Annotated in this window: 22 protein-coding genes and 1 pseudogene; 6 read left to right on the top strand and 17 right to left on the bottom strand. The window is 72.2% G+C overall.

The window, feature by feature from the left end:
- Positions 1–51 precede the first annotated feature (51 nt).
- Complete coding sequence (locus ACIQZN_RS00115) at positions 52–861, top strand: class I SAM-dependent methyltransferase (RefSeq protein ID WP_403985962.1); 810 nt, start codon at positions 52–54, stop codon at positions 859–861.
- Positions 862–912: 51 nt separating this feature from the next.
- Positions 913–1,266, top strand: a complete 354-nt coding sequence (locus tag ACIQZN_RS00110; RefSeq protein WP_403985959.1) for a VOC family protein — start codon at positions 913–915, stop codon at positions 1,264–1,266.
- Here ACIQZN_RS00110 and ACIQZN_RS00105 read toward each other — a convergent pair.
- Positions 1,263–1,799, bottom strand: a complete 537-nt coding sequence (locus ACIQZN_RS00105) for an AAA family ATPase (protein ID WP_403985956.1) — start codon at positions 1,797–1,799, stop codon at positions 1,263–1,265. The two genes, ACIQZN_RS00110 and ACIQZN_RS00105, sit on opposite strands and share 4 nt — an antisense overlap.
- 15 nt (positions 1,800–1,814) lie before the next feature.
- Positions 1,815–3,782 carry a DUF5107 domain-containing protein gene (locus ACIQZN_RS00100; RefSeq protein ID WP_403985954.1) on the bottom strand — a complete coding sequence of 656 codons (1,968 nt, stop codon included), beginning with the start codon at positions 3,780–3,782 and terminating at the stop codon, positions 1,815–1,817.
- Positions 3,783–3,967: 185 nt separating this feature from the next.
- Here ACIQZN_RS00100 and ACIQZN_RS00095 point away from each other — a divergent pair, with 185 nt between their 5' ends.
- Both ACIQZN_RS00095 and ACIQZN_RS00090 read left to right on the top strand, forming a co-directional pair.
- Positions 3,968–4,303 carry a DUF6204 family protein gene (locus ACIQZN_RS00095; protein ID WP_403985951.1) on the top strand — a complete coding sequence of 112 codons (336 nt, stop codon included), beginning with the start codon at positions 3,968–3,970 and terminating at the stop codon, positions 4,301–4,303.
- Positions 4,304–4,410: 107 nt separating this feature from the next.
- Positions 4,411–6,276, top strand: coding sequence for a transketolase (locus ACIQZN_RS00090; RefSeq protein ID WP_403985948.1), 1,866 nt, complete (start codon positions 4,411–4,413; stop codon positions 6,274–6,276).
- Positions 6,277–6,290: 14 nt separating this feature from the next.
- Here the strand turns inward: ACIQZN_RS00090 and ACIQZN_RS00085 are convergent, their stop codons facing one another.
- The 7 genes from ACIQZN_RS00085 to ACIQZN_RS00055 all read right to left on the bottom strand — a co-directional run bounded on the left by ACIQZN_RS00085 (position 6,291) and on the right by ACIQZN_RS00055 (position 13,505).
- Positions 6,291–6,839, bottom strand: coding sequence for a GNAT family N-acetyltransferase (locus ACIQZN_RS00085; protein ID WP_403985945.1), 549 nt, complete (start codon positions 6,837–6,839; stop codon positions 6,291–6,293).
- Positions 6,840–6,910: 71 nt separating this feature from the next.
- Positions 6,911–7,144, bottom strand: a complete 234-nt coding sequence (locus ACIQZN_RS00080) for a DUF1049 domain-containing protein (RefSeq protein ID WP_403985942.1) — start codon at positions 7,142–7,144, stop codon at positions 6,911–6,913.
- A gap of 122 nt (positions 7,145–7,266) precedes the next feature.
- Positions 7,267–8,211, bottom strand: coding sequence for an LD-carboxypeptidase (locus ACIQZN_RS00075; protein WP_403985939.1), 945 nt, complete (start codon positions 8,209–8,211; stop codon positions 7,267–7,269).
- On the bottom strand, positions 8,208–10,196 hold the full coding sequence (locus ACIQZN_RS00070; RefSeq protein ID WP_403985936.1) for a prolyl oligopeptidase family serine peptidase: 1,989 nt from the start codon (positions 10,194–10,196) through the stop codon (positions 8,208–8,210). Before ACIQZN_RS00070 ends, ACIQZN_RS00075 begins: the two co-directional genes overlap by 4 nt.
- Positions 10,197–10,220: 24 nt before the next feature.
- Positions 10,221–11,564, bottom strand: coding sequence for a M20/M25/M40 family metallo-hydrolase (locus ACIQZN_RS00065; protein ID WP_403985933.1), 1,344 nt, complete (start codon positions 11,562–11,564; stop codon positions 10,221–10,223).
- A complete protein-coding gene (locus tag ACIQZN_RS00060) occupies positions 11,557–12,390 on the bottom strand; it encodes a M55 family metallopeptidase (protein ID WP_403985930.1) in 834 nt (277 codons plus the stop codon). The genes ACIQZN_RS00065 and ACIQZN_RS00060 overlap by 8 nt, the downstream gene beginning before the upstream one ends.
- Before the next feature lie 113 nt (positions 12,391–12,503).
- Positions 12,504–13,505 carry an aldo/keto reductase gene (locus ACIQZN_RS00055; RefSeq protein WP_403985927.1) on the bottom strand — a complete coding sequence of 334 codons (1,002 nt, stop codon included), beginning with the start codon at positions 13,503–13,505 and terminating at the stop codon, positions 12,504–12,506.
- 120 nt (positions 13,506–13,625) lie between these two features.
- Between ACIQZN_RS00055 and ACIQZN_RS00050 the strand changes: the two genes are divergently transcribed.
- Positions 13,626–14,516 carry a LysR family transcriptional regulator gene (locus ACIQZN_RS00050; protein WP_403985925.1) on the top strand — a complete coding sequence of 297 codons (891 nt, stop codon included), beginning with the start codon at positions 13,626–13,628 and terminating at the stop codon, positions 14,514–14,516.
- Positions 14,517–14,550: 34 nt separating this feature from the next.
- On the opposite strand, the gene ACIQZN_RS00045 is transcribed toward ACIQZN_RS00050, so the two are convergent.
- The 4 genes from ACIQZN_RS00045 to ACIQZN_RS00030 all read right to left on the bottom strand — a co-directional run bounded on the left by ACIQZN_RS00045 (position 14,551) and on the right by ACIQZN_RS00030 (position 21,052).
- Positions 14,551–15,270 carry a class I SAM-dependent methyltransferase gene (locus ACIQZN_RS00045; RefSeq protein ID WP_403985922.1) on the bottom strand — a complete coding sequence of 240 codons (720 nt, stop codon included), beginning with the start codon at positions 15,268–15,270 and terminating at the stop codon, positions 14,551–14,553.
- 94 nt (positions 15,271–15,364) lie between these two features.
- Positions 15,365–17,809: a SpoIIE family protein phosphatase gene (locus tag ACIQZN_RS00040; protein WP_403985919.1), complete on the bottom strand. Its 2,445-nt coding sequence runs from the start codon at positions 17,807–17,809 to the stop codon at positions 15,365–15,367.
- A 151-nt stretch (positions 17,810–17,960) separates the two neighbouring features.
- Complete coding sequence (locus tag ACIQZN_RS00035; RefSeq protein WP_403985916.1) at positions 17,961–20,423, bottom strand: MFS transporter; 2,463 nt, start codon at positions 20,421–20,423, stop codon at positions 17,961–17,963.
- 185 nt (positions 20,424–20,608) lie between these two features.
- A complete protein-coding gene (locus tag ACIQZN_RS00030) occupies positions 20,609–21,052 on the bottom strand; it encodes an SRPBCC family protein (RefSeq protein ID WP_403985913.1) in 444 nt (147 codons plus the stop codon).
- Between the two features lie 149 nt (positions 21,053–21,201).
- On the opposite strand from ACIQZN_RS00030, the pseudogene ACIQZN_RS00025 reads away from it, so the two are divergent.
- Positions 21,202–21,612: pseudogene (locus ACIQZN_RS00025) on the top strand (radical SAM protein); the annotation flags it as partial.
- Between the two features lie 364 nt (positions 21,613–21,976).
- On the opposite strand, the gene ACIQZN_RS00020 reads toward ACIQZN_RS00025, so the two are convergent.
- From ACIQZN_RS00020 to ACIQZN_RS00005, 4 genes are all read right to left on the bottom strand, one after another.
- Entirely contained in the window at positions 21,977–22,183 is a 207-nt protein-coding gene (locus tag ACIQZN_RS00020) for a hypothetical protein (protein WP_403985910.1), read from the bottom strand.
- 65 nt (positions 22,184–22,248) lie between these two features.
- On the bottom strand, positions 22,249–23,082 hold the full coding sequence (locus tag ACIQZN_RS00015; RefSeq protein ID WP_403985907.1) for a helix-turn-helix domain-containing protein: 834 nt from the start codon (positions 23,080–23,082) through the stop codon (positions 22,249–22,251).
- A complete protein-coding gene (locus ACIQZN_RS00010; RefSeq protein ID WP_403985904.1) occupies positions 23,079–23,594 on the bottom strand; it encodes a DUF6879 family protein in 516 nt (171 codons plus the stop codon). The genes ACIQZN_RS00015 and ACIQZN_RS00010 overlap by 4 nt, the downstream gene beginning before the upstream one ends.
- Positions 23,587–23,781, bottom strand: a complete 195-nt coding sequence (locus ACIQZN_RS00005; RefSeq protein WP_403985901.1) for a hypothetical protein — start codon at positions 23,779–23,781, stop codon at positions 23,587–23,589. The genes ACIQZN_RS00010 and ACIQZN_RS00005 overlap by 8 nt, the downstream gene beginning before the upstream one ends.
- Between the last annotated feature and the right edge of the window lie 250 nt (positions 23,782–24,031).

Raw genomic sequence — 24,031 nt, 5'->3', positions numbered from 1 at the left:
CCTACCGATCAGCGCTTTCGCGGTTCGCGTTTCGAGAGAGGATGCACGGCCATGTCGAAGGAGACCGCCGTCTACACCCACGGCCACCACGAGTCGGTGCTGCGCTCGCACCGGTGGCGCACCGCCGCCAACTCCGCCGCCTACCTGGTGGGCGAACTGCGTCCGGGCCTGGACGTGCTGGACGTCGGCTGCGGCCCCGGCACCATCACCGCGGACCTGGCCGCGCTGGTCGCCCCGGGCCGGGTGACCGCCGTCGACACCACCGACGACATCCTGGCCCAGGCCGCCGAGGTGGCCGCCGAACGCGGCGTGGACAACGTGGAGTTCGTCGTGGCGGACGTCCACGCCCTGGACTACCCCGACGACTCGTTCGACGTGGTCCACGCCCATCAGGTCCTCCAGCACGTGGGCGACCCGGTGCAGGCGCTGCGCGAGATGCGCCGGGTGTGCCGCCCCGGGGGCGTCGTCGCGGCGCGCGACAGCGACTACGCGGCGATGACCTGGTATCCCGAGTCGCCGGGCATGGACCGCTGGGCGGACCTGTACGGCCGGGTGGCCCGCTCCAACGGCGGCGAGCCGGACGCCGGGCGCCGGATGCTGTCCTGGGCGCGGCAGGCAGGATTCACCGACATCACCCCCACGGCGGGCTCCTGGTGTTACGCCACGCCGGAGAACCGGGCCTGGTGGAGCGGGCTGTGGGCCGACCGCACCGTCGGCTCGGCGTACGCGAAGCTGGCGGTGGACGGCGGGCACGCGACGGCCGAGGAGCTGGCGGAGATCGCCGAGGCGTGGCGTACGTGGGGCGCGCAGGACGACGGCTGGTTCCTGGTGCCGCACGGCGAGGTGCTGTGCCGCGTCTGAGCGCGGCCGAAAGGATCACATGGCGGCGGGCGGCCAACTAACCTGGCCGCCATGGAGATCCTGGGAACCACGCTGCGTATCTGCGTCGACGACCTGGAGGCCGCGGTCGCCTTCTACGAGCGGCTGACCGGCGCTCGGGCCCTCCGCTTCGAGCGCGGCGGAGTGTCCGTCGCCGCGATCGGCTGCTTCCTGTTGATGAGCGGCCCCGAATCGGAGCTGGAGATCCTGCGCAAGGTCACCGCGACCATCGCCGTGAAGGACGTGGACGAGGCCCACGAGTCCCTGACCCGGGTCGGCGCCCGCGTCATCGCGGGCCCGGTCCCGACCCCGGTCGGCCGCAACCTGATCGCGGTGCACCCGGACGGCTCGGTCTTCGAGTACGCCGACCGCAACCTGCCGGTCTAGCCGAGACCGGTTCGCTCCAGCACCAGGCCGGCGAGCTCGGCGGTGGGCAGCTCGCCGTCCAGCACCACGGTGTCCTCGCGCAGACTGCCCACCGCCGCCACGCACTCGGCGATCCGCCCCTTGCCCCAGCGCCGCACCGTCTCGTCGCGCTCCGGATCGCCGGGCACCACCACCCGGTCGTGCAGCCGCTGTTCGAGGACGGCTGCCGACACGTTCAGGAAGAAGTGGTGCACGGGCACGCCCGCCTTCTCCAGGGCCCCGAAGATGTCGTCGGCGTACTGCGTGCGGACCACGGTCATCGGCGCGAGGACCGGCCGGCCGTACTCCTCGACCAGCCCCTGGGCCAGGGATGCCACCTGCTTGCGCCACAGCGGGATGTTCTGGAAGTCGCCGCCCGGCGCCTCCACGATCTCGCGCAGCAGGAAGCCGACGTTCTCCGGGTCGAAGACCAGCGCCTCCGGCAGTCTGCGGTGCAGTTCGGTGACCAGGGTGGTCTTGCCGCTGCCGAAGGCTCCGTTGATCCAGATGATCATGCAGTGGTTCTCCTGTCAGGTGCGCGGGCGCATCCGGTAGTCGTACGGGTCCGGCAGCGGTTCGTCCGTGAGCCGCTGCCACACCTCCTCAAGGATCTCGGCGCCCTCGCGCAGGTCGGCCACCTCGAAGCCCGCGTCGAACACCGCCTTCGCGTCGTCCTTCCGGCCCTCCGCGATCAGCAACCGCGCTTCCAGCAGCCGGAACCGGCCGCGCGCCCGGACCTCCGGGGGCAGCCCCGCCCACACCGTGCGGGCCGCACCGGGACGCCCCGCCGTGAGCAGCGCCTCGATCGCCTCCCGGCCCAGCGCGGCGCTGGCGGCGGTCCAGGCCTCGTCGTCTTCGGTGCGCTCGGCGCACAGCCCGTCGAACGCCTCCGCGTAATACTCGGCGGCCAGTTCGCGCTGGCCGCTCACCAGGGCGGCGACGGCCAGGCAGCGCAGCAGCGGCCAGCGCGAGGCGGCCGTGGCCAGACCGCGTTCCCAGCTGCGGACCGCCTGGGCGCGGTCGTCGGCGTGCCACTGCGCGATGCCGAGGTGGAATTCGGTGTGCGGTTCGGCGGGGGCCGTCTCCAGCATGTCCCGCCAGTGCCAGGAGACCAGCGAGGGGCCGGGGACCGCTCCCTCGGGGCCGGGGAACGTGCCCTGGTCCAGCAGCTCCAGCCAGGGGGCCTGCTCCTCGCCCAGCGTGTCGTCGGTGAACGGGGTGCCGGGCAGCTTGTACCGGCCGCGGCGCACCTCCAGGGCGCCCCAGCCGGAGCCGGTGGCGAGGCGTTCGCCCGGTTCGGCGTCGGCGTGGGCGCGCCAGGCGTCGTACGCGGCGTCCACGTCGGCGCGCGGCAGGGCGTCCGCGAGCCGCCGCTCGGTCTCGGCGCGGGCGGCCGCCCAGTCGTCGCCGTGCACGACGGAGGGGTCGGCGGCGAGCGGCCCGTACGACTCCAGCCAGCTGAACTCGCCGCCCGGTTCCAGCGGGACGTGTTCCAGCTGGGTGCGGGCCAGTCCGGCCTGGATCTCCGCGTAGCCGCCGGTGCCGGGCTCGGTGAGCCATTCCTGCCAGCGCCGCCCGCCGCGCCCGCTGCCCCAGAGGAACAGCTTGCGGCCCCGCAGCAGGTCGGTGGAGGTCTGGACGAGGCCGTGGCCCTGCTCGTCCAGGGCGGCGATCCAGCGGCGGGCGCCGTCGGGCACCTCGTAGAAGTAGTCGGCGGGGTACTCGCTGCGCAGCGGATACGTGCGGTCGGTGCCGCCGCTCTCGGGGACCGGGACCCGGGTCAGGGCGCGCTCGTACCCGAAGTGCCAGGCTTCGTCGGCGGGCGCGACCACCCGGGTGCGCGCGTCCTCGGGGACGGCGATGTTGGACCACCAGTAGACGGGCGCGGGCTGCTCGTGCGGGTTGCGTATGCGTACGCCGACGTGCAGGAACGCGGAGTCGTCCGGGAGCCACAGGTCCACCTGGAACGGCAGGTCCCGCAGCCGCTCCCACTCCCAGAGCCGGACCATCTCGCCGCCGTCGGGCGCCGGGACGAGCGCCGCGTGCACGGGGGCGCAGGAGAGCGTGGTGTGCCCGGTCGCGCCGATGTTCCACTCGATGCCGCCGGAGAACCAGGCGCCGTTGAGCGCGAAGTCGGCGGGCTGGAGGACCGGGTTGGTGTACACGAGGTCGCGGCCGGCCGGCTTGTGGACGAGGGAGTGGATCCGGCCGCCGCGGCCGGGCAGCACGGTGACCCGCAGGTGGTCGTTCTCGATGACGATCGCGTCGAGGTCCGCGGGGACGCGCTCGCGCCCGTAGCCGTCGAGGAGGCGGACCGGCAGCACGGTGGTCAGCGGAGCGTGGCCGAGCTGGCGGGCCATGTCGCGCGGGAGCCCGGCCCGGTCCCGGTCTTCGATGACGTGCGTCTCGTCCAGCGGCCGCAGCGCGGGCAGCGGGTTCTCCGGCCCGGTCGCCGCCGCGGGCAGGGTCAGGACGGCACGTCGTACGGTGGTGGCCAAGGCAACCTCGCTCCCTCGCGCGGGCCGCCACAGGTCCGGGCGCCCCCCGATGACCATGGAACACGCCGGTCGCCGCCCCGACAAGGGGTGTCTCGGCGCCCGGAATTCCGTTTCCGTCCCGCTCACCACCCCCGTACGCTCGCTGCGGACACCGGAAGCGGCAGGCGAGAGGGACAGCGCGACAGATGAGTACGCAGCACACCTACCGGGTGATCGTGCGCGGCACGTTCCAGGATCTGACGGACGCGGCGCGCGAGCGGCTGCTGGCCGAGGTCGAGGAGCACGGGCTCGCCGGAATGCAGTTCACCGAGGAGGGGTCGCTCACCTACGACCGGGTCCTCAAGCACTTCAGCTTCCGCTATGTGGTCGTCTCGGACGCCGGGGACGGCGAGGAGATGGCCTGCGCGATCGCCGAGGACCGGGCGCAGACGACGCTGCGCGAGGCGGGGTACGGGCACGGCGAGCTGCGGTCCACGGCGACGGACATGGACACGATGAAGATCAATTACAAGCGGCGGTGACGCCGGGCCGGGCGCCCGATGGGGGCAACCTGCCCCCGGAAGGTGATGGACCGCGCGGATTCGGGAACCCGTTCCGTCGTCCCGCCCTCACGCGAAAGGTCCGGCCCATGACCAGCGAACAGACCACGCTCGGCCCCGACAGCGATCTCACCGAGGTCTTCGAGCTCGCCCAGCAGCTGAGGGTGGACTCGGTGCGCGCCAGCACCTCGGCGGGGTCCGGGCACCCCACGTCCAGCCTGTCGGCGGCCGACCTGATGGCGGTCCTCATGACCCGCCATCTGCGGTACGACTGGAACGCGCCCGAGAACCCGGCCGGTGACCACCTGGTCTTCTCCAAGGGCCATGCCTCGCCGCTCCTCTACGCCATGTTCAAGGCGGCCGGTGCCATCACCGACGAGGAGCTGATGACGACGTACCGCCGGTTCGGCCACCGCCTCCAGGGCCACCCCACGCCCGAGCTGCCCTGGGTGGACGTGGCGACCGGCTCGCTGGGCCAGGGCATCGCCTACGGGGTGGGCATCGCGCTCGCCGGGCGGGACCTGGAGAACCAGCCGTACCGGGTCTGGGTGCTGTGCGGCGACAGCGAGATGGCCGAGGGGTCCGTCTGGGAGGCCCTGGACAAGGCCGGGCAGCACCAGCTGGGCAACTTCACCGCGATCATCGACGTCAACCGCCTCGGCCAGTCGGGACCCACCGAGCTGGAATGGGACACCGGCACCTACGCGCGCCGCGTGGAGGCGTTCGGCTGCCGCGCCCTCGTGGTCGACGGCCACGACCTGACCGAGGTCGACAAGGCCCTGAAGACGGCGGCGGACGGCAGCGCCCCCACCGTGATCGTCGCGAAGACGGTCAAGGGGCGCGGGGTGAGCGAGGTCGCCGACAAGGAGGGCTGGCACGGCAAGCCGCTGCCCGAGGACCTGGCCGAGCGCGCGATCGAGGAGCTGGGCGGCGTCCGCGACCTGCGGGTGGCGGGCCCCCGGCCGCCGAAGGCCGCGCCCGCCGTCAAGCGCACCGGCGGCACCGTGGAGCTGCCGCGCTTCGAGAAGGGCGACGAGGTGGCCACCCGGGTCGCCTTCGGCAAGGCGCTGGTGGCGCTCGGGGGGCGCCCCGAGGTCGTCGCCCTGGACGCCGAGGTCGGCAACTCCACGCACTCGGAGGACTTCAAGAAGGCGTACCCGGACCGCTTCTTCCAGACGTACATCGCGGAGCAGCAGATGGTCGCCGAGGCCGTCGGCATGGCCGTGCGCGGCTTCCGCCCGTACGCGACGACCTTCGCGGCGTTCCTCACCCGGGCGCACGACTTCATCCGCATGGCGGCCGTCTCGGACATCACGATGGCGCTCTGCGGTACGCACAGCGGGGTGGAGATCGGCGCGGACGGGCCCTCCCAGATGGGTGTCGAGGACCTGGCGATGATGCGCGCGGTGCGCGGTTCGACCGTGCTCTACCCGAGCGACGCGACCTCGGCGGCGGCCCTCACCGTGGCGATGGCGGACCTCGACGGCATCTCGTACCTGCGCACCACGCGCGGCGCCTACCCGGTGCTGTACGGGGGCGAGGAGACGTTCCCCGTGGGCGGCTCGAAGACCCTGCGCCACGGGGACGGCGACCAGGTCACCCTGGTCAGCGCGGGGGTCACGCTGCACGAGTGCCTGGCCGCCGCCGACCTGCTGGCCGAGCAGGGCGTACGGGCACGGGTCATCGACCTCTACTCCGTCAAGCCGCTCGACGCCGACGCGCTCGCTCTCGCTGCCCGGGAGACCGGCGCCCTCGTCGTCGTCGAGGACCACCACCCCGAGGGCGGCATCGGCGAGGCGGTGCTGTCGTCGCTCGCGGAGTCCGGCAGCCACCCGGGCTTCGTCCACCTCGCCGGGAGCAACCTCCCGGGGTCCGGCACCACGGCGGAGCTGCTCGACGCGGCGGGGATCTCGCGCACGCACATCGCGGACGCGGCACGGAGCCTGGTCAAGTAGCCGGCGTCGGGCGGTCAGCGCATCTCGGCGGTGATCGCCCAGCGTTCGTGGTCGCGCCAGGCGCCGTCGATGTGGAGGAAGTCCGGTGAGTAGCCTTCGAGCCGGAAGCCCGCCCGGCGCACGAGCCCGATCGACCCCGCGTTGTCCGGCTGGATGTTCGCCTCCAGGCGGTGCAGGGCGAGCGGCCCGAAGGCGTGGTCCAGGACGAGTTCCAGCCCCTCGCCCATGAGGCCGCGCCCGGCCGCGTGCGCGAAGGCGCCGTAGCCGAGGGCGCCGCAGCGGAAGGCCCCGGCGACGATGTTGTTGATGTTGATGAACCCGGCGATCGCCCCGGCCCCGTGCGCCCCGTCCCGCTCGCACACGAGGAACCCGGCCTTCGTCGGGTCCTCGATGAGCACACCCGCGTAGGCGGCGTACGTCTCCGGGGTGGCGGGCGGGAAGAGCCAGGGCCGGTGCAGGGCGGCGCTCTCCCGGGCCCGGGCGGTGAATTCGTCGGCGTCGCCGAGGGTGAAGGGGCGGATCGCCGTGCGCGGCCCCTCGGCGAGATGGCGGGTGTCGGACATCGTCCCAGCTTAGAACGGCCGTACGGGGCAGGGCCGGTCAGCCCTGTCCCGTACGGCCGTCGCCCGCGCCGCTACTTGGGCCGCCTGCGGAAGACGTACGCGCCGCACGCCATGCCGGCCACGAACATCACGATCAGCCATACGTAGAGCGGCGCCGTCACCAGCGGGACGATGAGGCGGACCTCGACGTCCTTGGTGTTCTCGGCGATGAACACGATCGAGAGGACCGCGATCACGAGGACCAGGATGCGGGCGGGGGTGAAGGCCCCGCTCTTCCCGCTGCTCGACACGTCCTTCGGGCTCATGAGCAGCCCCTTTCCCGGCCCATGTACGGCCGTAGCCCCGGGGCTCCAGCATGGCTCCGCCCCCGTCCCGACCGGCGGAGATGTTCGGCCATTCGGGTGACGGGGGCGGTCGCGTCGGCAGGTCAGAGCAGTGCGGGCACCTCGACGGTGAGGGTGGCCGGGCCACCGTCCGCCGGGGCGTCCAGCACCGCCGGCACCCCGAGCGGGACGGTGAGCCCGGTGGGCCCGTGCCCGAAGCCCAGCTCCTCCACGACCGGGACGCCCAGCGCACCCAGCCGGTCCGCGAGCACCGCCCGCACCCGCTCATACGGCCCGCACCCCGCCCAGGACCCGCAGGCCACCCCGGCGACGCCGTCGAGCGCCCCGGCCCGCAGCAGCTGGGTGAGGATGCGGTCCAGGCTGTACGGGTCCTCGGTGGTGTCCTCGATGACGAGCAGCCCGCCCCGGGCCGAACGGCGGGCGTGCGGGGTGCCCAGGTCGGCGGCGAGCAGGCTCACACAGCCGCCGTAGGTGATGCCGCGCGCCCGGCCCGGGACCAGCGCCCGCGCCTCCTCCAGGCCCAGGGTCAGCTGCGTCCCCGGGTCGAAGAGCGTGGCCCGCAGGGACTCCTGGGTGCGCGGGTCCTTGAGGAACGTCTCGGTCCCCACCATGGGGCCGTGCAGCGTGGCGAACCCGGTCCGCAGCGCGAACGCCTCGTGGAGCACGGTGACGTCGCTGTAGCCGACGAACGCCTTGGGCCCGGCCTCCCGCACCGCCGCCCAGTCCACCAGGTCCACCATGCGGTGCGCCCCGTACCCGCCGCGCGCGCAGATCACCGCGTCCACGGAAGGGTCGCACCACGCGTCCTGGAGGTCCCGGGCCCGGGCCTCGTCGGCACCGGCGAGGTAGTCCAACTCCCGGTGCACGTCCAGCACATGGGGCATCGGTACGGGGTCGAGGCCCCAGCCGCGCAGGAAGTCCAGGCCGGGGTCCAGCCGGTCGGCGGGGACGGGCCCGCACGGCGAGACGACGGCGACCCTGGCCCCGGGGCGCAGCCGGGCGGGGCGGGTCAGTGGAGTGAGGGTCACCGCTTCAGCTCCAGGGTGGGCACATCGGTCCGGTCGAAGCCGAACACCTGGGCATACAGCGAGAGTTCGGACTCCAGCGCGTCGATCATCGTGCCCGCGCGACGGAAGCCGTGGCCCTCGCCCGGGTAGGTGCGGTACGCGTGCGGGATGCCGCGCCCCTCGACGGCGGCGAGGAAACGCTCGCACTGCACGGGCGGGCAGATGGGGTCGGCCTCGCCCTGGAGGAGCAGGAACGGAACGGTGAGCCGGTCGGTGCGGCCGACCGGGGAGCGTTCCCGGTAGCGCTCGGGGACCTCGGCGAGGGGTCCGACCAGCGATTCCAGGTACTGGGACTCGAAGTCGTGGGTCTCGTCGGTGCCCCAGCCCGCGAGGTCGAGGATGGGGTAGATGATGGTGCCGCAGGCGTAGACGTCGGTGCCGGTCAGCGAGGCGGCGCTGGTCCAGCCGCCGGCGCTGCCGCCCCGGATGGCGAGCCGGTCCGGGTCGGCGGTGCCCTCGGCGGCGAGCGTCCCGGCGACGGCGGCGCAGTCCTCCACGTCCACGATGCCCCACTGCTCGCGCAGCCGGTCGCGGTAGGCGCGGCCGTATCCGGCGGAGCCCCCGTAGTTGACCTCGGCGACGCCGATGCCGCGCGAGGTGAAGTAGGCGATCTCCAGATCGAGGACGAGGGCGGCATGCCCGGTCGGACCGCCGTGTGCCCACACCACGTAGGGCGGCAACTCACCCTCGGGACCGGTGTGTTCCGGGTTGCGCGGCGGGTAGATCTGGGCGTGGATCTCGCGCCCGCCGGGCCCGCTGAAGGTCCGCAGGGCCGGTTCCGGGTAGTACGCGGGGTCGACGGCGTCCTCGTGCGGGGTGCCGATGATCCGGGTGTGCCCGGTGGCGGTGTCCAGCTCCACGATCTCGTAGCCGCTGTGCGGGCTCGCGGCGACCCCGGTGACACGGGAGCCGCGCACAGTGAGCGTCGGCACCCACTCGGTCCAGGGGCCTGCGATGTCGACCAGTTCGCAGGTCTCCGGGTCCAGTATGCCGAGGGTGGTGGTGCCCTTGCCGTGCAGGACGGCGATCAGCCCGTTGTCCAGGGGGCGGAACCAGACGAGCCCGATCTTCCACAGCGGCCCGGCGAACTCCTCCTCGCGCGGGCACAGCTCCCGGGTCTCGCCGGTGTCCGGGTCGAGCCGGCACAGGTTCCACCAGCCGCTGCGGTCGCTCGCCAGGAGCAGCTGCCCGTCGGCGGTCCACTGGACCTGGGGCACGGACTCCTCGGGGCCGCCGGCGACGGCCCGGGCGCCGTGGAAGGTGCCGTCGTCGCCGATGTCCGCGACCAGCACCTCGGTGCCGTCCCAGGGCATGCGCGGGTGGTCCCAGCCGATCCAGGCGGCGCGCCGCCCGTCCGGCGACACCTCGGGGCCGGTGACGAACCGATGCCGCCCGTGCTCAAGTTCGCGTACGGCCGACCGGTCGTCGGCCGCCGATCCGTCCAGGGGCACGGCCGCGAGGACCCGGCGCAGCGCGGTGGGCGCCTCGCCGGTGAACTCCTCCAGGACGCACCACACCTCACCGGCCGTTCCCCGGTCCGGGTGGAGGCGCGGGTCGACCCAGCGCAGTCCGCCGCCGACGGGGGACACGGGGGTGAGCGGCCAGGGTTCGCCGTCGCCGTCCGGCTCGTAGGCGTACAGCCGCTGGTCGGCGAAGTGGACGAAGACGACCAGCGGGCCGCCCTCCGCCCGCGCGATGCCGGCCCAGGGCTGTCCGCCGTACTCGATGACCCGGCTGCGGACGTCCCAGGGGGCGGGCAGTTCGGTGGTGGTGCCGTCTGCGGTGCGGCGGACCAGGGCGCGCCGTCCGGCCTCGGCGGGGCGCGGTTCGGTGCACCACAGCTCGTCGCCGACCGGGCCGGTGTACTCGGGCCGGCCGTCGTGCGAGGCGGCCAGTGCGGCGTCGATCGGTGAGGGCCAGCTGCCGTGGGGCTGTGCGGTGGGCATGGGTGTGGGTCTCCCCCGAGTGGTTCAGGCGGTACGCAGGTAGTGGTCCAGGACCCGGACGCCGAAGTGCAGCGCGTCGACGGGGACGCGTTCGTCCACGCCGTGGAAGAGGGCCTGGTAGTCGAAGCCGATGGGCAGCTTCAGCGGCGAGAAGCCGTAGCCGGTGATGCCGAGCCGGGAGAACTGCTTGGCGTCGGTGCCACCGGACATGCAGTACGGCACGACGTGCCCGTCCGGGTCGAACCGCTCGATGGCGGCCCGGAGTTTGCCGTACGTGGGTGAGTCGACCGGGGCTTGGAGGGCGATCTCGCGGTGGGCGAACTCCCAGTCGACCGAGGGTCCGGTGAGCCGGTCCAGGGTGGCGTGGAACTCCTCGTCGCCGCCGGGGACGGTCCGGCCGTCGATGTGGGCGGTGGCGTGGCCCGGGATGACGTTGACCTTGTAACCGGCGTCCAGCATCGTCGGGTTGGAGCTGTTGCGGACGGTCGGGGCGACGAGGGCCGCGGCCGGTCCGATCTTGCCGAGGAGTTCGTCCACGTCGAAGCCGGGGGCGTCCAGGTCCGGGTGGATGCCGTGGAGCGCGGCGATCTCGGTCAGCGCGGCCCGGACCGTGGGGGTGAGCCGGACGGGCCACTCGTGCTCGCCGATGCGGGTGACGGCGGCGGCGAGCGCGGTGACGGCGTTGGCCCGGTTGACCTTGGAGCCGTGGCCGGCCTTGCCGTGGGCGGTGAGCTTCAGCCAGCCGGTGCCGCGTTCGCCGGCGCCGATGGGGTAGAGCGGCATGTTGGGCCCGGCGTGGAAGGTGAAGGCGCCGGATTCGCTGATGCCCTCCGTGCAGCCGTCGAAGAGCGCGGCGTGCCGGTCGGCGAGGAAGCCGGCTCCGTCCGCCGCGCTGGCCTCCTCGTCGGCGGTGTACGCGATGACGATGTCGCGGCGCGGGCGGATACCGGCCCGGGCCCAGAACCGGACGACGGCGAGGACCATCGCGTCCATGTTCTTCATGTCGATGGCGCCGCGCCCCCACACGGTCCCGTCGCGGACCTCGCCGGAGAAGGGGTGCACGGTCCAGTCGGCGGCCTCGGCCGGCACCACGTCGAGGTGGCCGTGGACCAGGAGGGCGGGGGCGGACGGGTCGGTGCCGGGAATCCGGGCGACCACGTTGGTGCGGCCGGGGGTGCGCTCCAGGAGCGCGGGTTCCAGGCCGGTGGCGGCGAGGCGCTCGGCGACGTACTCGGCGGCGGGGCGTTCGCGGCAGTCGCCGTCGCCCCGGTTGGTGGTGTCGATGCGGATCAGTTCGGAGGTGAACGTCACCGATTCGTCGAGCGCCAGGGTGTCGACGGAGTCCTGGGGGGCGGTCGCCTCAGCCATACTGCTCCTCCACGGCGGACGAGACGATCGTCGTCACCGCCTTGAACGTGCGGATACCTTCGTACATCGTCGCGCTGGTGTAGGAGACCCGCCTCTCGCCGCTGGGCGCCACACCGGGTACGACGGTGGCCGCCGCGGCCAGGTGCTCGGCGTCGAATTCCAGCTCCACGGTGAACGGGCCGCCCTCCACCGGTGTGTACCGCCCGGCCAGGGGGACGGCCCGGGCGGCGGCCGCCCGGATGTCGGCGGCGGTACGGGCGGGGGTGCGGCAGACGGCGGCGTACCGCGACACGTAGTCCTTGACGGCCACCTTCGCCGCGTCGGGGGCGTACCCCTCGGCGTCCACACAGGTCAGGTCGTCCCCGGTGACGAGGACGACGGGGACCCCGTACTCGGCGGCGACGTGCGCGTTGAGCAGGCCCTCGCTGGCCCGGACGCCGTTCAGCCAGACCCCGGTGATGGAGTTGGCGAGGTAGGTGTGGGCGAGGACGCCCTCCGTACCGGCGCCCGTGTGGTAGCCGACGAAGGCGACCGCGTCGACGTCCCCGTGCTGGATGCCCTCGACCATGCTGAGCGACTTGTGCTTGCCGGTGAGCATCTGGACGCGGTCGTCCAGTCTCTCCAGGAGCAGGTTGCGCATGGTCCAGTGGGCCTCGTTGATCAGCACCTCGTCCGCTCCCCCGTCGTAGAAGCCGAGGGCGGCGGCGTTGACGTCGGAGGTGAACAGGGAGCGGCACCGCTCCCACTGCGGCGTGCCGGGCAGCACGTCGGCCGGCCAGGTCACGCCGGTGGCGCCTTCCATGTCGGCGCTGACGAGGATCTTCATGCGGTCACACGGTACGCGCCGATGAACGCGCAGGCCAGGGGTGCCGAGCACGCCACAGGTCCATTCCAATGACGGCCCCGGCGACCGCTGCGGGCCGCCGGGGCCGGGCGGCGTCAGCCGCGCTTGGCGCCCTTCAGCAGCTTCTCGATCCGGCTGAGTTCCTTGTCGGTGAAGTCCAGGTTCCGGACCGTCTCGACGTTGTTCTCCAGCTGGGCGACGCTGCTCGCGCCGACCACGGCGGAGGTGACGCGGCCGCCGCGCAGCACCCAGGCCAGGGCCAGCTGGGCGAGCGACTGGCCGCGCGCGGCGGCGAGTTCGTTGAGTTCGCGCAGCCGGGACACCAGGTCCGGGGTGACCGCCTCGACCGACAGGAAGGGGCTGTTGCCGGCGGCGCGTGAGCCCTCCGGGATGCCGTTGAGGTAGCGGTCGGAGAGGATGCCCTGCTCCAGCGGGGAGTACGCGATGGAGCCGACGCCCAGCTCGTCCAGGGCGGTGAGCAGGCCGTCCTCGGGGCGGCGGTCGAGCATCGAGTAGCGCGGCTGGTGGATCAGGAGCGGGGTGCCGAGCTCCTTCAGGATGCGGGCGGCCTCGCGGGTCTGCTCGGGTGAGTAGTTGGAGACGCCGACGTAGAGCGCCTTGCCCTGGCGCACCGCCGCGTCGAGCGCGCCCATGGTCTCTTCGAGCGGGGTCTCCGGGTCGGGCCGGTGCGAGTAGAAGATGTCCACGTAGTCCAGGCCGAGCCGGGTGAGGCTCTGGTCCAGCGAGGACAGCAGGTTCTTCCGCGAGCCCCACTCGCCGTACGGGCCGTCCCACATCAGGTAGCCGGCCTTGGTGGAGACGATGATCTCGTCCCGGTGGGCGGCGAAGTCCGTGGCGAGCGCCTTGCCCATCGCGCTCTCGGCGGAGCCGGGCGGCGGGCCGTAGTTGTTGGCCAGGTCGAAGTGGGTGATGCCGAGGTCGAAGGCCCTGCGCAGGATCTCGCCCTGGGTCTCGGGTGTCCGGTCCCCGCCGAAGTTGTGCCACAGGCCGAGCGAGAGGGCGGGCAGCTTCAGGCCGCTGCGCCCGGTGCGCCGGTAGGGCATGCTCGCGTAGCGGTCGGCGGACGGGATGTACATGCGGGCTCCATAAGCGAGGTGGTCCGGCCACGACCGGCAGGACACCCCCAGGCTGGCTCACTTCGATCCAGTAGTCCAACAGGAGATTCCGCTTGGATTCAGGGCCTAGAGTTCTCAATCATGGAGTTGCGCCAGCTGGAACATTTCGTGGCCGTCGCCGAGGAACGGCATTTCACCCGCGCGGCGGAGCGGGTCGCCGTCTCGCAGTCCGGGCTCTCCGCCTCCGTACGGGCGCTGGAGCAGGAGCTGCGGACGCCGCTGTTCAGCCGGACCACGCGCAGCGTACGGCTGACCGAGGCGGGGCGCGCCCTGCTGGTCGAGGCGGAGCGCACGCTGGCCGGGGTGCGGGCCGCGAAGGAGGCCGTCGACGCGGTACGGGGGCTGCTGCGCGGGACCCTGTCGGTGGGCGTGGAGCAGTGCGTGGCCGGGCTGCGGCTGCCCCGGCTGCTCGCCGCCTTCCACCACGCCCACCCGCACATGGAGATCCGGCTGCGCCAGGAGGGCACGGCGGGGCTGGTGGAGGGGGTGGCGGGCGGCCGGCTCGACATCGCGTTCGCCGCGACGGTGGACCCGGTGGGCTGGCGCGGCGAGCTGGTCCCGCTGGCCCGGGAGCCCATGGTGCTGCTGTGCGCGCCGGGCCACCGGCTGGCGGAGGCGGACCGGGCGGCCTGGGCGGAGCTGTCCGGTGAGCCGTTCATCGACTTCCACCCGGACTTCGGTCCGCGCCGGGCGGCCGACGCGGCGTTCTCGGCGGCCGGGGTGCGGCGCACGGTGGCCCTGGAGGTCACCGACGTGCACAGCCTGCTGGAGCTGGTCCACGAGCAGCTGGGCATCGCGCTCGTGCCGCACCACTTCTCCCGCAAGCCCGAGGCGCGCGGACTCGTCGCGGTGCGGCCCGAGGGTGCCGATGAGGCGTTCTACGAGAGTGCCGTGGTGCTTCCCGAGGCGCGGGCGCTGAGCCCGGGGGCGCGGGCCCTGATGGCGCTGCTGCGGGACGACACGGGGAGCTGAGGCCGGGGGCCGCGCGGGCCCCCGGCGCCCGGTCTCAGCCGGTGGCCAGCACGAACCACCTCGCGGGCAGGTCGATCCGGGTTCCGTCGGGCAGGTTCTCGGTCTGCGGCAGGACCGTGTCGCCGCTGTCCAGGACGGTCAGCCCGGCGGCCGCCAGCAGCTGCGGGACCTCCTCGTCGGTGGCGCTCGCCGGTTTCAGCCCGTGCTCGAAGACCCGGCGCAGCTTCGGGCCCGGCCCGCCCGGGCCATGGGCGGCCCGTTGCAGGACGTCCTTGGAGGCGGGGGTCAGCTCGGCGACGAAGGCCCGGCCCCGGGTGCCGAGGAGCGTGGCGACGGCGGCGGCGACAGCGGGGCGGGCCTCGGGGTCGCTCTGGTGGATCACCGCCCGCATGTACACGTTGGTGTCGCCGGTGCGCGCGTGCAGGGCGCGCACGGCGTCGGCGTCGGTGAGGTCGAGCCTTTCGTACGCGGCGGTCTCCCCCGGGTCCGCCTTCCGGGCGTGCTCGATCGCCGCATCCGAGAGGTCCACGCCGAGGGCGCGGGGGAAGAGGGAGGCGAGGTAGCGGGTCTGGGTGCCGTTGCCGCAGCCGAGGTCCACGACGGGCAGGGTGGCGTCGGCGTACGGCAGGAGCAGCCGGCTGTGCGGTACGGCGCTCAGATCCGGGCCGGAGTCCCAGATGGCGTCACCGGGCTCGTGGGAGGTGGACGCCCAGTAGCCTTCCCACGCCTCGCGGTATTGCGGTGACACACCCATGCGTACTCCCCAGTCCCGTCGTACAGGCTCATCCTGCTCAGCCAGGGACTACTGCCCAGAGGTGCCCCGGGGCAAGGGTGCGGACACAACCTTCTTACGATCTACGGCTGTTGGTACGCGGGCGCGGCACCCGGGACAGGGCCAGCTCGAACCAGACGGTCTTGCCGTGCCCGGTGCCGCTGGTGCCCCACTCCCTGGCGAGGCTGCTCACCACCATGAGGCCCCGGCCGAATTCGTCGCTGTCGGTGACACCGAGGAGCGAGGCGGGGGCCGGTTCGTCGTCGCTGACCTCGCACAGCAGCGCGTCGGTGCGGACGAGTCGGAGCCCGATGTGGTGGGTGCGGCCGTGCTTGAAGGCGTTGGTGACCAGCTCGCTGACCATCAGCTCGGCCGCCTCCACGGCGTCGGGCAGCTCCCAGTCGAGGAGTTGGCCGCGCACCAGGCGGCGGGCCCGGGACACCTCGCGGGGGTCCAGGGCGAGCTGCCACTCGGCGACGTCCTCGTCCGCGATGCCGTTGAGCCGGGCCATCAGCAGGGCGACGTCGTCCTTGCGGCCGCCGCCGGTGTTCAGGGCGCGGATGATGGTGTCGCAGGCGTCGTCCATGGAGGCGGCGGGGTGGGCGGCGGAGGCGCAGAGCGCGGCGAGCCCGGCCCCGATGTCCTGGCCGCGCACCTCGACCAGCCCGTCCGTGCACAGGACGAGACGGTCGCCGGGGCGCACGCGCACGGTGGCGGTCTCGAAGGCGACCCCGCCGACGCCGATGGGCGCCCCGGTCGGCAGGTCGAGCAGTTCGGCCCGGCCGTCCTCGGCGCGGACCAGCACGGGCGGGATGTGACCGGCGTTGGCGATCTGGAGCTCGCCCGCGATCGGGTCGTAGACCGCGTACAGGCAGGTCGCGAGGTACTGCTCGCCGAGGCGCTGGGCGAGGTCGTCGAGATGGCGCAGGAGCTGGGCGGGCGGCATCTCCATGGTGGCCATGGTCAGCACGGCGGTCCGCAACTGCCCCATCATGGCGGCCGAGTTGAGCCCGTGGCCCATGACGTCCCCGACGACCAGCGCGGTGCGCGAGCCGGGGAGCTTCACCGAGTCGAACCAGTCGCCGCCGATCCGGCCGAGCCGGGTGCCCGGCAGATAGCGGGTCGCGATGTCGCAACCCGCCATGCGGGGCTCGACCTTGGGCAGCATGCTGTCCTGGAGCGTCTCCGCGACGTTCTCCTGGTACGTGTACATGCGGGCGTTGTCCAGGACGAGCCCGGCGCGCGCGGCGAGTTCGGCGCCGGTGGTGCGGTCCATGTCGTCGAAGGGCTCGCGGCCGGGGCGGCGCATCAGGACCATGAAGCCGAGGACCACGTCGCGGGCCTTGAGCGGCACGATGAGCAGCGAGCGGTGCGTGATCAGGGGGCGCAGGTCCCGCTTCTCGAACTCGCCGGAGATCCGGTTGCTCAGCTCCTCGCTCACATGAGGCACGATGACCGGCTCGCCGGTGACCATGCACTGGAAGAACGGGGTGTGTTCGGGGAAGGCGATGGCCTCGCCGACGGGCACGGTGTCGTCCCAGCGGCCCGGTTCGTCGTTGTGCTCGACCCAGACGCGGTGCCAGACGGTGGTGACGTCGGGCGGTCCGTCGGGAAACCCCTCACCGGCGAGGACGGCGGCGCGCAGATGCGTACCGGCGAAGTCGGTGAAGCGGGGGACGGCGGCGCTGGTGACCTCGCGGATGGTGCGTTCCAGGTCGAGGGAGGTGCCGATGCGGCCGCTCACCTCGTTGAGGAATTCCAGCCGTTCGCGGACCGCCGCGTATTCGAGGTCCAACTCGGGCCGGGGCACGGTGCGCTGCGGGACCACCTGCGCCTCGTCGCCGTACCGCTCCTCGCGCACCGGCAGCCCTCCGGCGCGCTTGGGCACGCCCCAGTCCGGGGTGACGGGAATGCGTTCGTGGTGGCTGAACTCCAGGACGGGGTAGCCCAGTTCGAGCACCTGGGCGACAATGTGGGTCGCCTCCTGGACGCTCATGTTCGGCAGGATCTCCGGCAGCCGCGCGGACAGCTCGGCGTGGCCCGGGAAGTCGGTGTGCAGGGCGAAGCCGGGGGCGATCGTACGCGCCGGACCGCCCTCGCCCTCCTCCACGCCGCGCAGCGGGCCGCAGTCGGCGGCGAGCACGAGCAGCCGGGCCGGTCCGGGGCCGGCGAGCGGGTAGGCCCACCACAGCACGTCGATCCGGCCGTGCCCGGGCTCGTCCAGGCGGGCCCGGCCCGACGCCGGGTAGGGGAAGTCCCCGCTGAGCGAGCTGTCGAGCGCGGGGCCCTCGTCGTACTGGGCGGGTGCGCCGTTCGCCCCCAACACGCCGGAGACGGGCAGGAGTTCACCGGCCGGGCAGCCGACCGCCTCCTCGCGGGCGATTCCGAAGAGCCTTCTCGCCCCGGACGACCAGTGCGAGACGAGCCCCTCCGCATCGACCACGGCCACGGCGAGCGGCACGCGGCCCGCCGTGCCGTCACCCGGCAGTGGTGTCCTCTGCGGCGGCACACCGAGGTCCATGAGGGGAAGGCTCCTTCCTCACCGCGGCATTCCGCGGCGCGTGACTCCACGGTACGGGGATGCGACCGGCGTCCGCGGGTCATCGGCGGAATCCCCCACGGGGGTGGTGCGCCCCGCGCGCTCCGGGGCGCACCGAAAGGCCCTGAGGGGGTCAGTCCTCGTGGCCCAGCTGGAGGTCGCGCTCGGTGCGACCGCCGCCCGCGACCTGGAGGACCGTGGCGACGGGCGGGTAGCCGGCCGCGATCACGGTGTACTCGCCGGTGGACAGGTCCACGAAGCGGAACGCGCCGTCCGGTCCTGTGGTCACGGTGTCCACGACGTTGCCCGCCGCGTCCAGGAGCGTGACCCGGGCGTCCTCGACGGGCCGCCCGGCGGTGGCCCGGACGATCCCGCGCAGCACGGCACCGCCGGCCAGTTCGATGTCCTGCCGGGTCTCCCGGGCCGCCTGCACGCTGACCGGGAGCGCGGCGGGCCGGAACGCCGGGGCGGAGGCCGCGAGGGTGTACTCGCCGGCGACCAGTTCGCCGATCACATAGCCGCCCTCGCGGCCGCTGCGCGTGGAGGCGACGACCTCGCCGCGTACGTCGGTGAGCGTGACGGCCGCGTCCCGCACGGGCGCCCCGTCCGCCGTGACGACGGTGCCCGCGAGCCGGCCGGCGCCGCCGAGCACCACGTCCAGTTCGACCGGCCGTTCGCCGACGGTGACGCTGACGGCCTGCGGCTGGTGGCCGCCGGCGGCGGCGATCAGGACGTACGAACCGGCGCCCGGCACGCTGAGCGCGTACCGCCCCTCGTCGCCGCTGGCGCCCCGGCCGACCTGCTGGCCCTGGACGTCGATGAGGGTGAGGGCGGCGCGCGGCACCTTCGTACCGTCGGAGTGCTGGACGCTGCCGGAGACCGGGACGCCGGAGAGGTAGCCGGCGGACGGGGCGGTGGTGTCGGTGCGGGCGGAGGGGATCGGGGTGTACTCGGTGGTGGCTTCGGGGCCTGCGGTGGTTTCGGGGCTGTGGGACACCAGCGGTTTCTCCTTGAGGAAGAAGGCGAAGAACAGGCCGAGCACGAGGACCGGCACGAGGTAGAGGAAGATCCGGGGCATCGCGTCGGCGTACGCCTGGATATAGGCGTCCCGCAGCGCGGGCTCCATCGTGTGGACCAGCTGCGGGCTGATCGACTCCGGGTCGGGGAGGTCCGCCCCGGAGGGCAGCCGGACGGCGAGCGCGTCGGCCAGCCGGCCGGCGAACAGGGTGCCGAAGACGGCGGCGCCGACGCTGCCGCCGATCTGCCGGAAGTAGTTGTTGGCGCTGGTGGCGGTGCCCAGGTCGGCCGGGCGCACGGAGTTCTGCACGGCGAGGACCAGGACCGGCATGATCATCCCGATCCCGAGGCCGAGGACCGCCTGCGCGATGCTGTACTCGAAGCGCGGGGTGTCGGTCTCCAGCCGGGACAGCAGATACATGCCCAACGCCGAGATCGCACTGCCCGCGATCGGGTAGACGCGGTAGCGCCCGGTGCGGGAGATGAGCTGGCCCGAGATCACGGAGGCGCCGACGACGCCGCCCATCATGGGGAGCATCAGCAGACCGGACTCGGTGGCGGTGGCCCCGTCGACCATCTGCAGGAAGCTCGGCAGATAGCTGGCCGCGCCGAACAGCGCCACGCCGACGACCGCGCCGACCAGGGCGGTCACGTTGAAGATCGAGTCGCGGAACAGCCGGAGCGGGATGATCGGTTCGGCGGCGCGGCGCTCCACGAGGACGAACAGCAGAGTCGTTCCGGCAGCTCCGGCGGCCAGTCCCAGGATGGTGCCCGAGCCCCAGGCGTACTCCGTGCCGCCCCAGCTGGTCAGCAGCACCAGGCAGGTGGAGGCGGCGGCGAGGAGGGCGGCGCCGAGGATGTCGAGCCGGGGGCGGACGGTGGGCCGCGGGAGCTTGAGGACGACGGTGATCACGGCGAGGGTGACCAGGCCGAACGGCACGTTGATGTAGAAGCACCAGCGCCAGGAGGCGTGGTCCGTGAAGAAGCCGCCGAGCAGCGGACCGGCCACCGACGCGAGGCCGAAGGCGGCGCCGATGAGCCCCATGAAGCGCCCGCGCTCGCGGGGCGGGACCACGTCCGCGATGATCGCCTGCACACCGATCATCAGCCCGCCGCCACCGATGCCCTGGAGCGCCCGGAAGGCGATGAGCTGGTCCATGGTGCGGGACCAGCCGGCCAGCGCGGAGCCGACGACGAAGACGACGATGGCGAACTGGAAGACGCCCTTGCGGCCGAAGAGGTCGCCCAGCTTCCCGTAGACCGGCAGTCCGATCGTGGAGGCGAGCAGATAGGCGGTGACCGCCCAGGACATCTTCTCCAGGCCGTGCAGCTCGCCGACGATCTTCGGGAGCGCGGTGGCGACGATCATCTGGTCGAGCGCCGCGAGCAGGAGCGTGAGCATCAGCCCGACGAAGACCAGCCGGATGCGGCGGGGGTCCGTCTCGCCGCCGTCGGACGGGGCACCGGCGGGGGCCTCCGTCGCGGCGGGAGGCGGCGGGGGCGGGGCGGGTGCGGGCGCCGCCTCGGCGTCCCCCGGGCCGCCGGGCTCGTCCTCCAACAGTGTGATGCCACCCACCACGTGCCGCTCCCCTCGTCGCGCTGCCGCCCATTTCTCGCATCGCACGACAAGTGAGGGCAAACGCGACGGGGGGCGCTGACGGCGCACTCAGGGGGCGTAATCCCCGGTCGGAGGCACTACGGCGCACCACCGCCCCGCCGCAAAGACCACCCGAACCGGTGAGGCCGGGCGGTGACGACGTGGGGTCAGTTCTCGACCTGGGCCGCGAGGTTGGCCAGCAGCTCGTCGTAGATGCGGGCGAGGCCCTTGGGCGCGAAGGTCTTCTCGAAGAAGCCTCCGATACCCCCGGCGCCGTTCCACACGGTCGTGACGACGGCCTTGGACCTGCCCTCGCCGGCCGGCGTGACGGTCCAGGTGGTGACCATCGAGGAGTTCCGGTCCGTCTCCACGAGCTGACCGTCGGTCGGCTCGGTGACCTCCAGGAGGCAGTCGCGCACCCGCTTGCTGGTGGCCTGGAGCTTCCAGTGGACGAGCGCGCCCTCGCCGTCGCCGCCCTCGCGCACCTCGTACTCGCTGTAGTGGGCGGGGAGCACCTTGCCGCGCACGTCCTTGTAGTCGGCCAGCGCGTCGAACACCGCCTCCGCGTCCGCCGCGATGATCCGCTCCGTCGTGGCTTCGACCTGCGCCATGCCTGCTCCTCCAGCACTCGGTTCTTCGGGGGTGTGCTGAGCCAACCACCTTGTGTGTCCGGCTCAAAATCCGGGGCGGGACGAAGGGGAAAAAACGATCATGGGAACAAGTGTTCTATTCTCGGTCCAGAACTACCGAGGAGGCGTCCATGCGCTGGGACAATCTGGCTGAAGACAACGCCAACCACCCCACGAGCGGTACGGGTGCGCTCTTCGCCGCCGACGCGGTGACCACGCGCACCTTCGACACCCCGGAATTCCGGGGCATCACCTTCCACGAGATCCGGGCCCGTTCGATCGTGAACCGGGTGCCCGGCGCCTCCCGGATGCCGTTCGAATGGACCGTGAATCCGTACCGGGGCTGCACGCACGCCTGCGTCTACTGCTTCGCCCGCAAGACCCACAGCTATCTCGACCTCGACACCGGGCTCGGCTTCGACTCGCAGATCGTGGTCAAGGTCAACGCCCCGGAACTGGTCCGCCGCGAGATCGCCTCGCCGCGCTGGCACGGCGCGCACCTCGCGATGGGCACCAACGTCGACTGCTACCAGCGCGCGGAGGCGTGTTGTTCACTCCCCTAAGCGCCCCTGACCTGCAGAAACGCCAGAAGCCCCGCCCATGCGCCACGGGGGCAGCACACGAACGGGGCCGGTACCGGTCTGCTGAGCCTTGATGCATGCCGTCGCTCAGCCGGCCGGAGTCATTCAGCGCGGGTCACACGGGCATGGTCGGTGTGCTCGCGTCGGAAGAGTGCGTGGTCCGGGTTGCGGCCCGCGTGGCGAAGCGCCCAGTCCTGCGCATCGTCGGGGTTGCCCTGGGGCCCGGAGGAGGCGTCGCAACCGACCGCGACACAGAAAAGCTCCGCTGTGACCCCGCCGTCCGGCACATGGGTGATGGTGTGGTCTACATAGCGCATCACGGCCCTCACGCGTGGTCTGCCCGCTGATGGCGCCGCATCCGCACGTTCAGATCGGTGGCCTTGCTCGCATCGCCATTGGCTCGCGCCCATTGCCGCTGCTGCGCTTGATTCGCACATAGCGCGCACCCTTCGACGGGAACGGGTTCGGGCGGGTCGCCGAACGGCAGCTCGATGGGGTACTCAAGGGGTGCCGGAGTTGCGCTGCTCGACATGGATACTCCCGCTACTGCTCGTGGTATTCGGTGACCCCATCGTGCGGGTGCAAGCCGAGGGCCTGCTAGCTGCTTTCCCGTTGCCGCAACAGGTCATCGCGAATGGATTCCAGCAGTGCGCGCAGCTCGTTCCCCCGCACACTCGATTGGGCGAAGCCGTCGAACTTCGCGACGTACAGCGCCACGTCCTGGGGGTCGGTCACTACCACTTCGGCGTGTACGGTCTCCACGCTCGCCGTCCGATCGTCACTGATGACAAACGCGTGATTGGCGATGTCGTGCTTTCTGCCTGCCAGCGGCACTACTCGAACATCCACGTTCGGCATACGTGACGCTGAGGCAATCCGGTCTAGCTGCCCGGCCATGACCATGTGCGGGACGATGAGCCACCGAAGTACAGGTTCCGTGATCACGAACTCGAACCGTTTGGCGTCGTTGTACAGGGCCTCTTGCCGTTCGAGCCGTGCGCTCACGGTCCGGCGCACCGTGTCCGCTGTCAGGTCGTCGTGACGGGACAGGATTGCGCGCATGTACTCCGGGGTTTGCAGCAGCCCCGGCACCAGGGCAGGTTGGAACACGCGCAATAGGCCCGTACGCGCTTCCGTCTCGCGCAAACGCTGTTGGGCCTTGCGAAGTCCCGCGCGCTGAATGAGGCGCCATGCGGTGGCCTCGGTGGCGACAGCCCGTGCCGCATCCATGTACTCGGCCTTGACGTCGTCCGACACCCCGATCGCGGTCAGGATCCGGTCCACATCGTCGGCGCTGGGGGACTGCTTTCCCGTTTCGATCTTGCTCAGCTTGCTTGCGGACATGACCGCGCCACGGGCGACCGCCTTGGCTTCCTTCCCGGAAGCGTTTCGCAGCGCCCGCAGCGCGGCCCCAAGCTCCGATCGGTTCACTCGCCGTACTTCGCCCACCAGTCCGCGAACGGAACAGCGCGAGACAGCGCCAAATCCCGGTGCTGGGCGTACTGCGCGCCCTGGTGCTCCGGCAGCACTTCCGCCCCGGTGAACCTGCCGTCGTCGCTGTATCGCAGGGCGGCCACCGTTGCCGAGTCGAACAGCCAAAAGTCGCCGACCCCTACCGCCAGATCGGGTTGTCCGGTCGCGTCCAGGATGAAGAACTCTTCGCCGGCCGTGGCGTTCGTGGTGTACCCCCACCCCAACTCGAACCGCAGGTACGGCGTCAACGGACGGGATAGAACGTGCACGCGGTAGACGCGTCGTCCCGCCTCGACGTGCCCCCGCACCTCGTCCAGCCAGTCGGCGTTGTAGTCGGCGGGCTTCGGTTGCCCAGCGATGAATGACTGGTAGGCATCCACGCTGCCCGATCGGCTGTAGTCGTCCAGTGTTTCGAGCCGGAAGGCTTCGCGCTGGAAGCTGTCGAACAAATCCCCCAGAGTCTCAGCCACTGAGCGAGTCTCCGAACGCTTCACGGATCAGCGACAGCGGGATCTCGACCAGGTTTTCGTGAGCGGGGATCGTGAGCCCGTGGTCGACAGGCGTCTCACCCTGCACGAGGATCGTTCCGCGATCGGTCTTGTAGATGGTCGGGCAGTCTTTTTTATCGCATGTCGTCGCGAGCATGGTCACCTTCACGGGCGTTCCCCTCGTCGTCAGCGGGTTGCGCGCTCAATCGTTCCGGGCCTCAGCGGGCGGGGCAAGGGGTGCGAGTTTCGGAAACGAGAAATCCCCGCAAGTCACCTGCTTAACAAGCGCTTGCGGGGACCTTCCCTGTAGTTAATGAGCATTAACCTCGAAGTTTCGTGACGGCTCATCAGGTCAACTGGTGGGCTGTTTCGCTTTGTTGTGACGGGTGCGGGCAGGCTGACGGCCCGGCTGTCGCGTC

The sequence above is a fragment of the Streptomyces sp. NPDC097595 genome, assembly GCF_044761525.1.
Lineage (GTDB): Bacteria > Actinomycetota > Actinomycetes > Streptomycetales > Streptomycetaceae > Streptomyces > Streptomyces drozdowiczii_A.
The sequence above is the reverse complement of the archived record's forward strand: the minus strand, read 5'-3'. Positions and strand labels throughout refer to the sequence as shown.

Coding starts and splice junctions, on each gene's coding strand:
- ACIQZN_RS00115 (WP_403985962.1), top strand. CDS start 52: ATGTCGAAGGAGACCGCCGTCTACACCCACGGCCACCACGAGTCGGTG.
- ACIQZN_RS00110 (WP_403985959.1), top strand. CDS start 913: ATGGAGATCCTGGGAACCACGCTGCGTATCTGCGTCGACGACCTGGAG.
- ACIQZN_RS00105 (WP_403985956.1), bottom strand. CDS start 1,799: ATGATCATCTGGATCAACGGAGCCTTCGGCAGCGGCAAGACCACCCTG.
- ACIQZN_RS00095 (WP_403985951.1), top strand. CDS start 3,968: ATGAGTACGCAGCACACCTACCGGGTGATCGTGCGCGGCACGTTCCAG.
- ACIQZN_RS00090 (WP_403985948.1), top strand. CDS start 4,411: ATGACCAGCGAACAGACCACGCTCGGCCCCGACAGCGATCTCACCGAG.
- ACIQZN_RS00085 (WP_403985945.1), bottom strand. CDS start 6,839: ATGTCCGACACCCGCCATCTCGCCGAGGGGCCGCGCACGGCGATCCGC.
- ACIQZN_RS00080 (WP_403985942.1), bottom strand. CDS start 7,144: ATGAGCCCGAAGGACGTGTCGAGCAGCGGGAAGAGCGGGGCCTTCACC.
- ACIQZN_RS00070 (WP_403985936.1), bottom strand. CDS start 10,196: ATGCCCACCGCACAGCCCCACGGCAGCTGGCCCTCACCGATCGACGCC.
- ACIQZN_RS00065 (WP_403985933.1), bottom strand. CDS start 11,564: ATGGCTGAGGCGACCGCCCCCCAGGACTCCGTCGACACCCTGGCGCTC.
- ACIQZN_RS00060 (WP_403985930.1), bottom strand. CDS start 12,390: ATGAAGATCCTCGTCAGCGCCGACATGGAAGGCGCCACCGGCGTGACC.
- ACIQZN_RS00055 (WP_403985927.1), bottom strand. CDS start 13,505: ATGTACATCCCGTCCGCCGACCGCTACGCGAGCATGCCCTACCGGCGC.
- ACIQZN_RS00050 (WP_403985925.1), top strand. CDS start 13,626: ATGGAGTTGCGCCAGCTGGAACATTTCGTGGCCGTCGCCGAGGAACGG.
- ACIQZN_RS00045 (WP_403985922.1), bottom strand. CDS start 15,270: ATGGGTGTGTCACCGCAATACCGCGAGGCGTGGGAAGGCTACTGGGCG.
- ACIQZN_RS00040 (WP_403985919.1), bottom strand. CDS start 17,809: ATGGACCTCGGTGTGCCGCCGCAGAGGACACCACTGCCGGGTGACGGC.
- ACIQZN_RS00030 (WP_403985913.1), bottom strand. CDS start 21,052: ATGGCGCAGGTCGAAGCCACGACGGAGCGGATCATCGCGGCGGACGCG.
- ACIQZN_RS00020 (WP_403985910.1), bottom strand. CDS start 22,183: ATGTCGAGCAGCGCAACTCCGGCACCCCTTGAGTACCCCATCGAGCTG.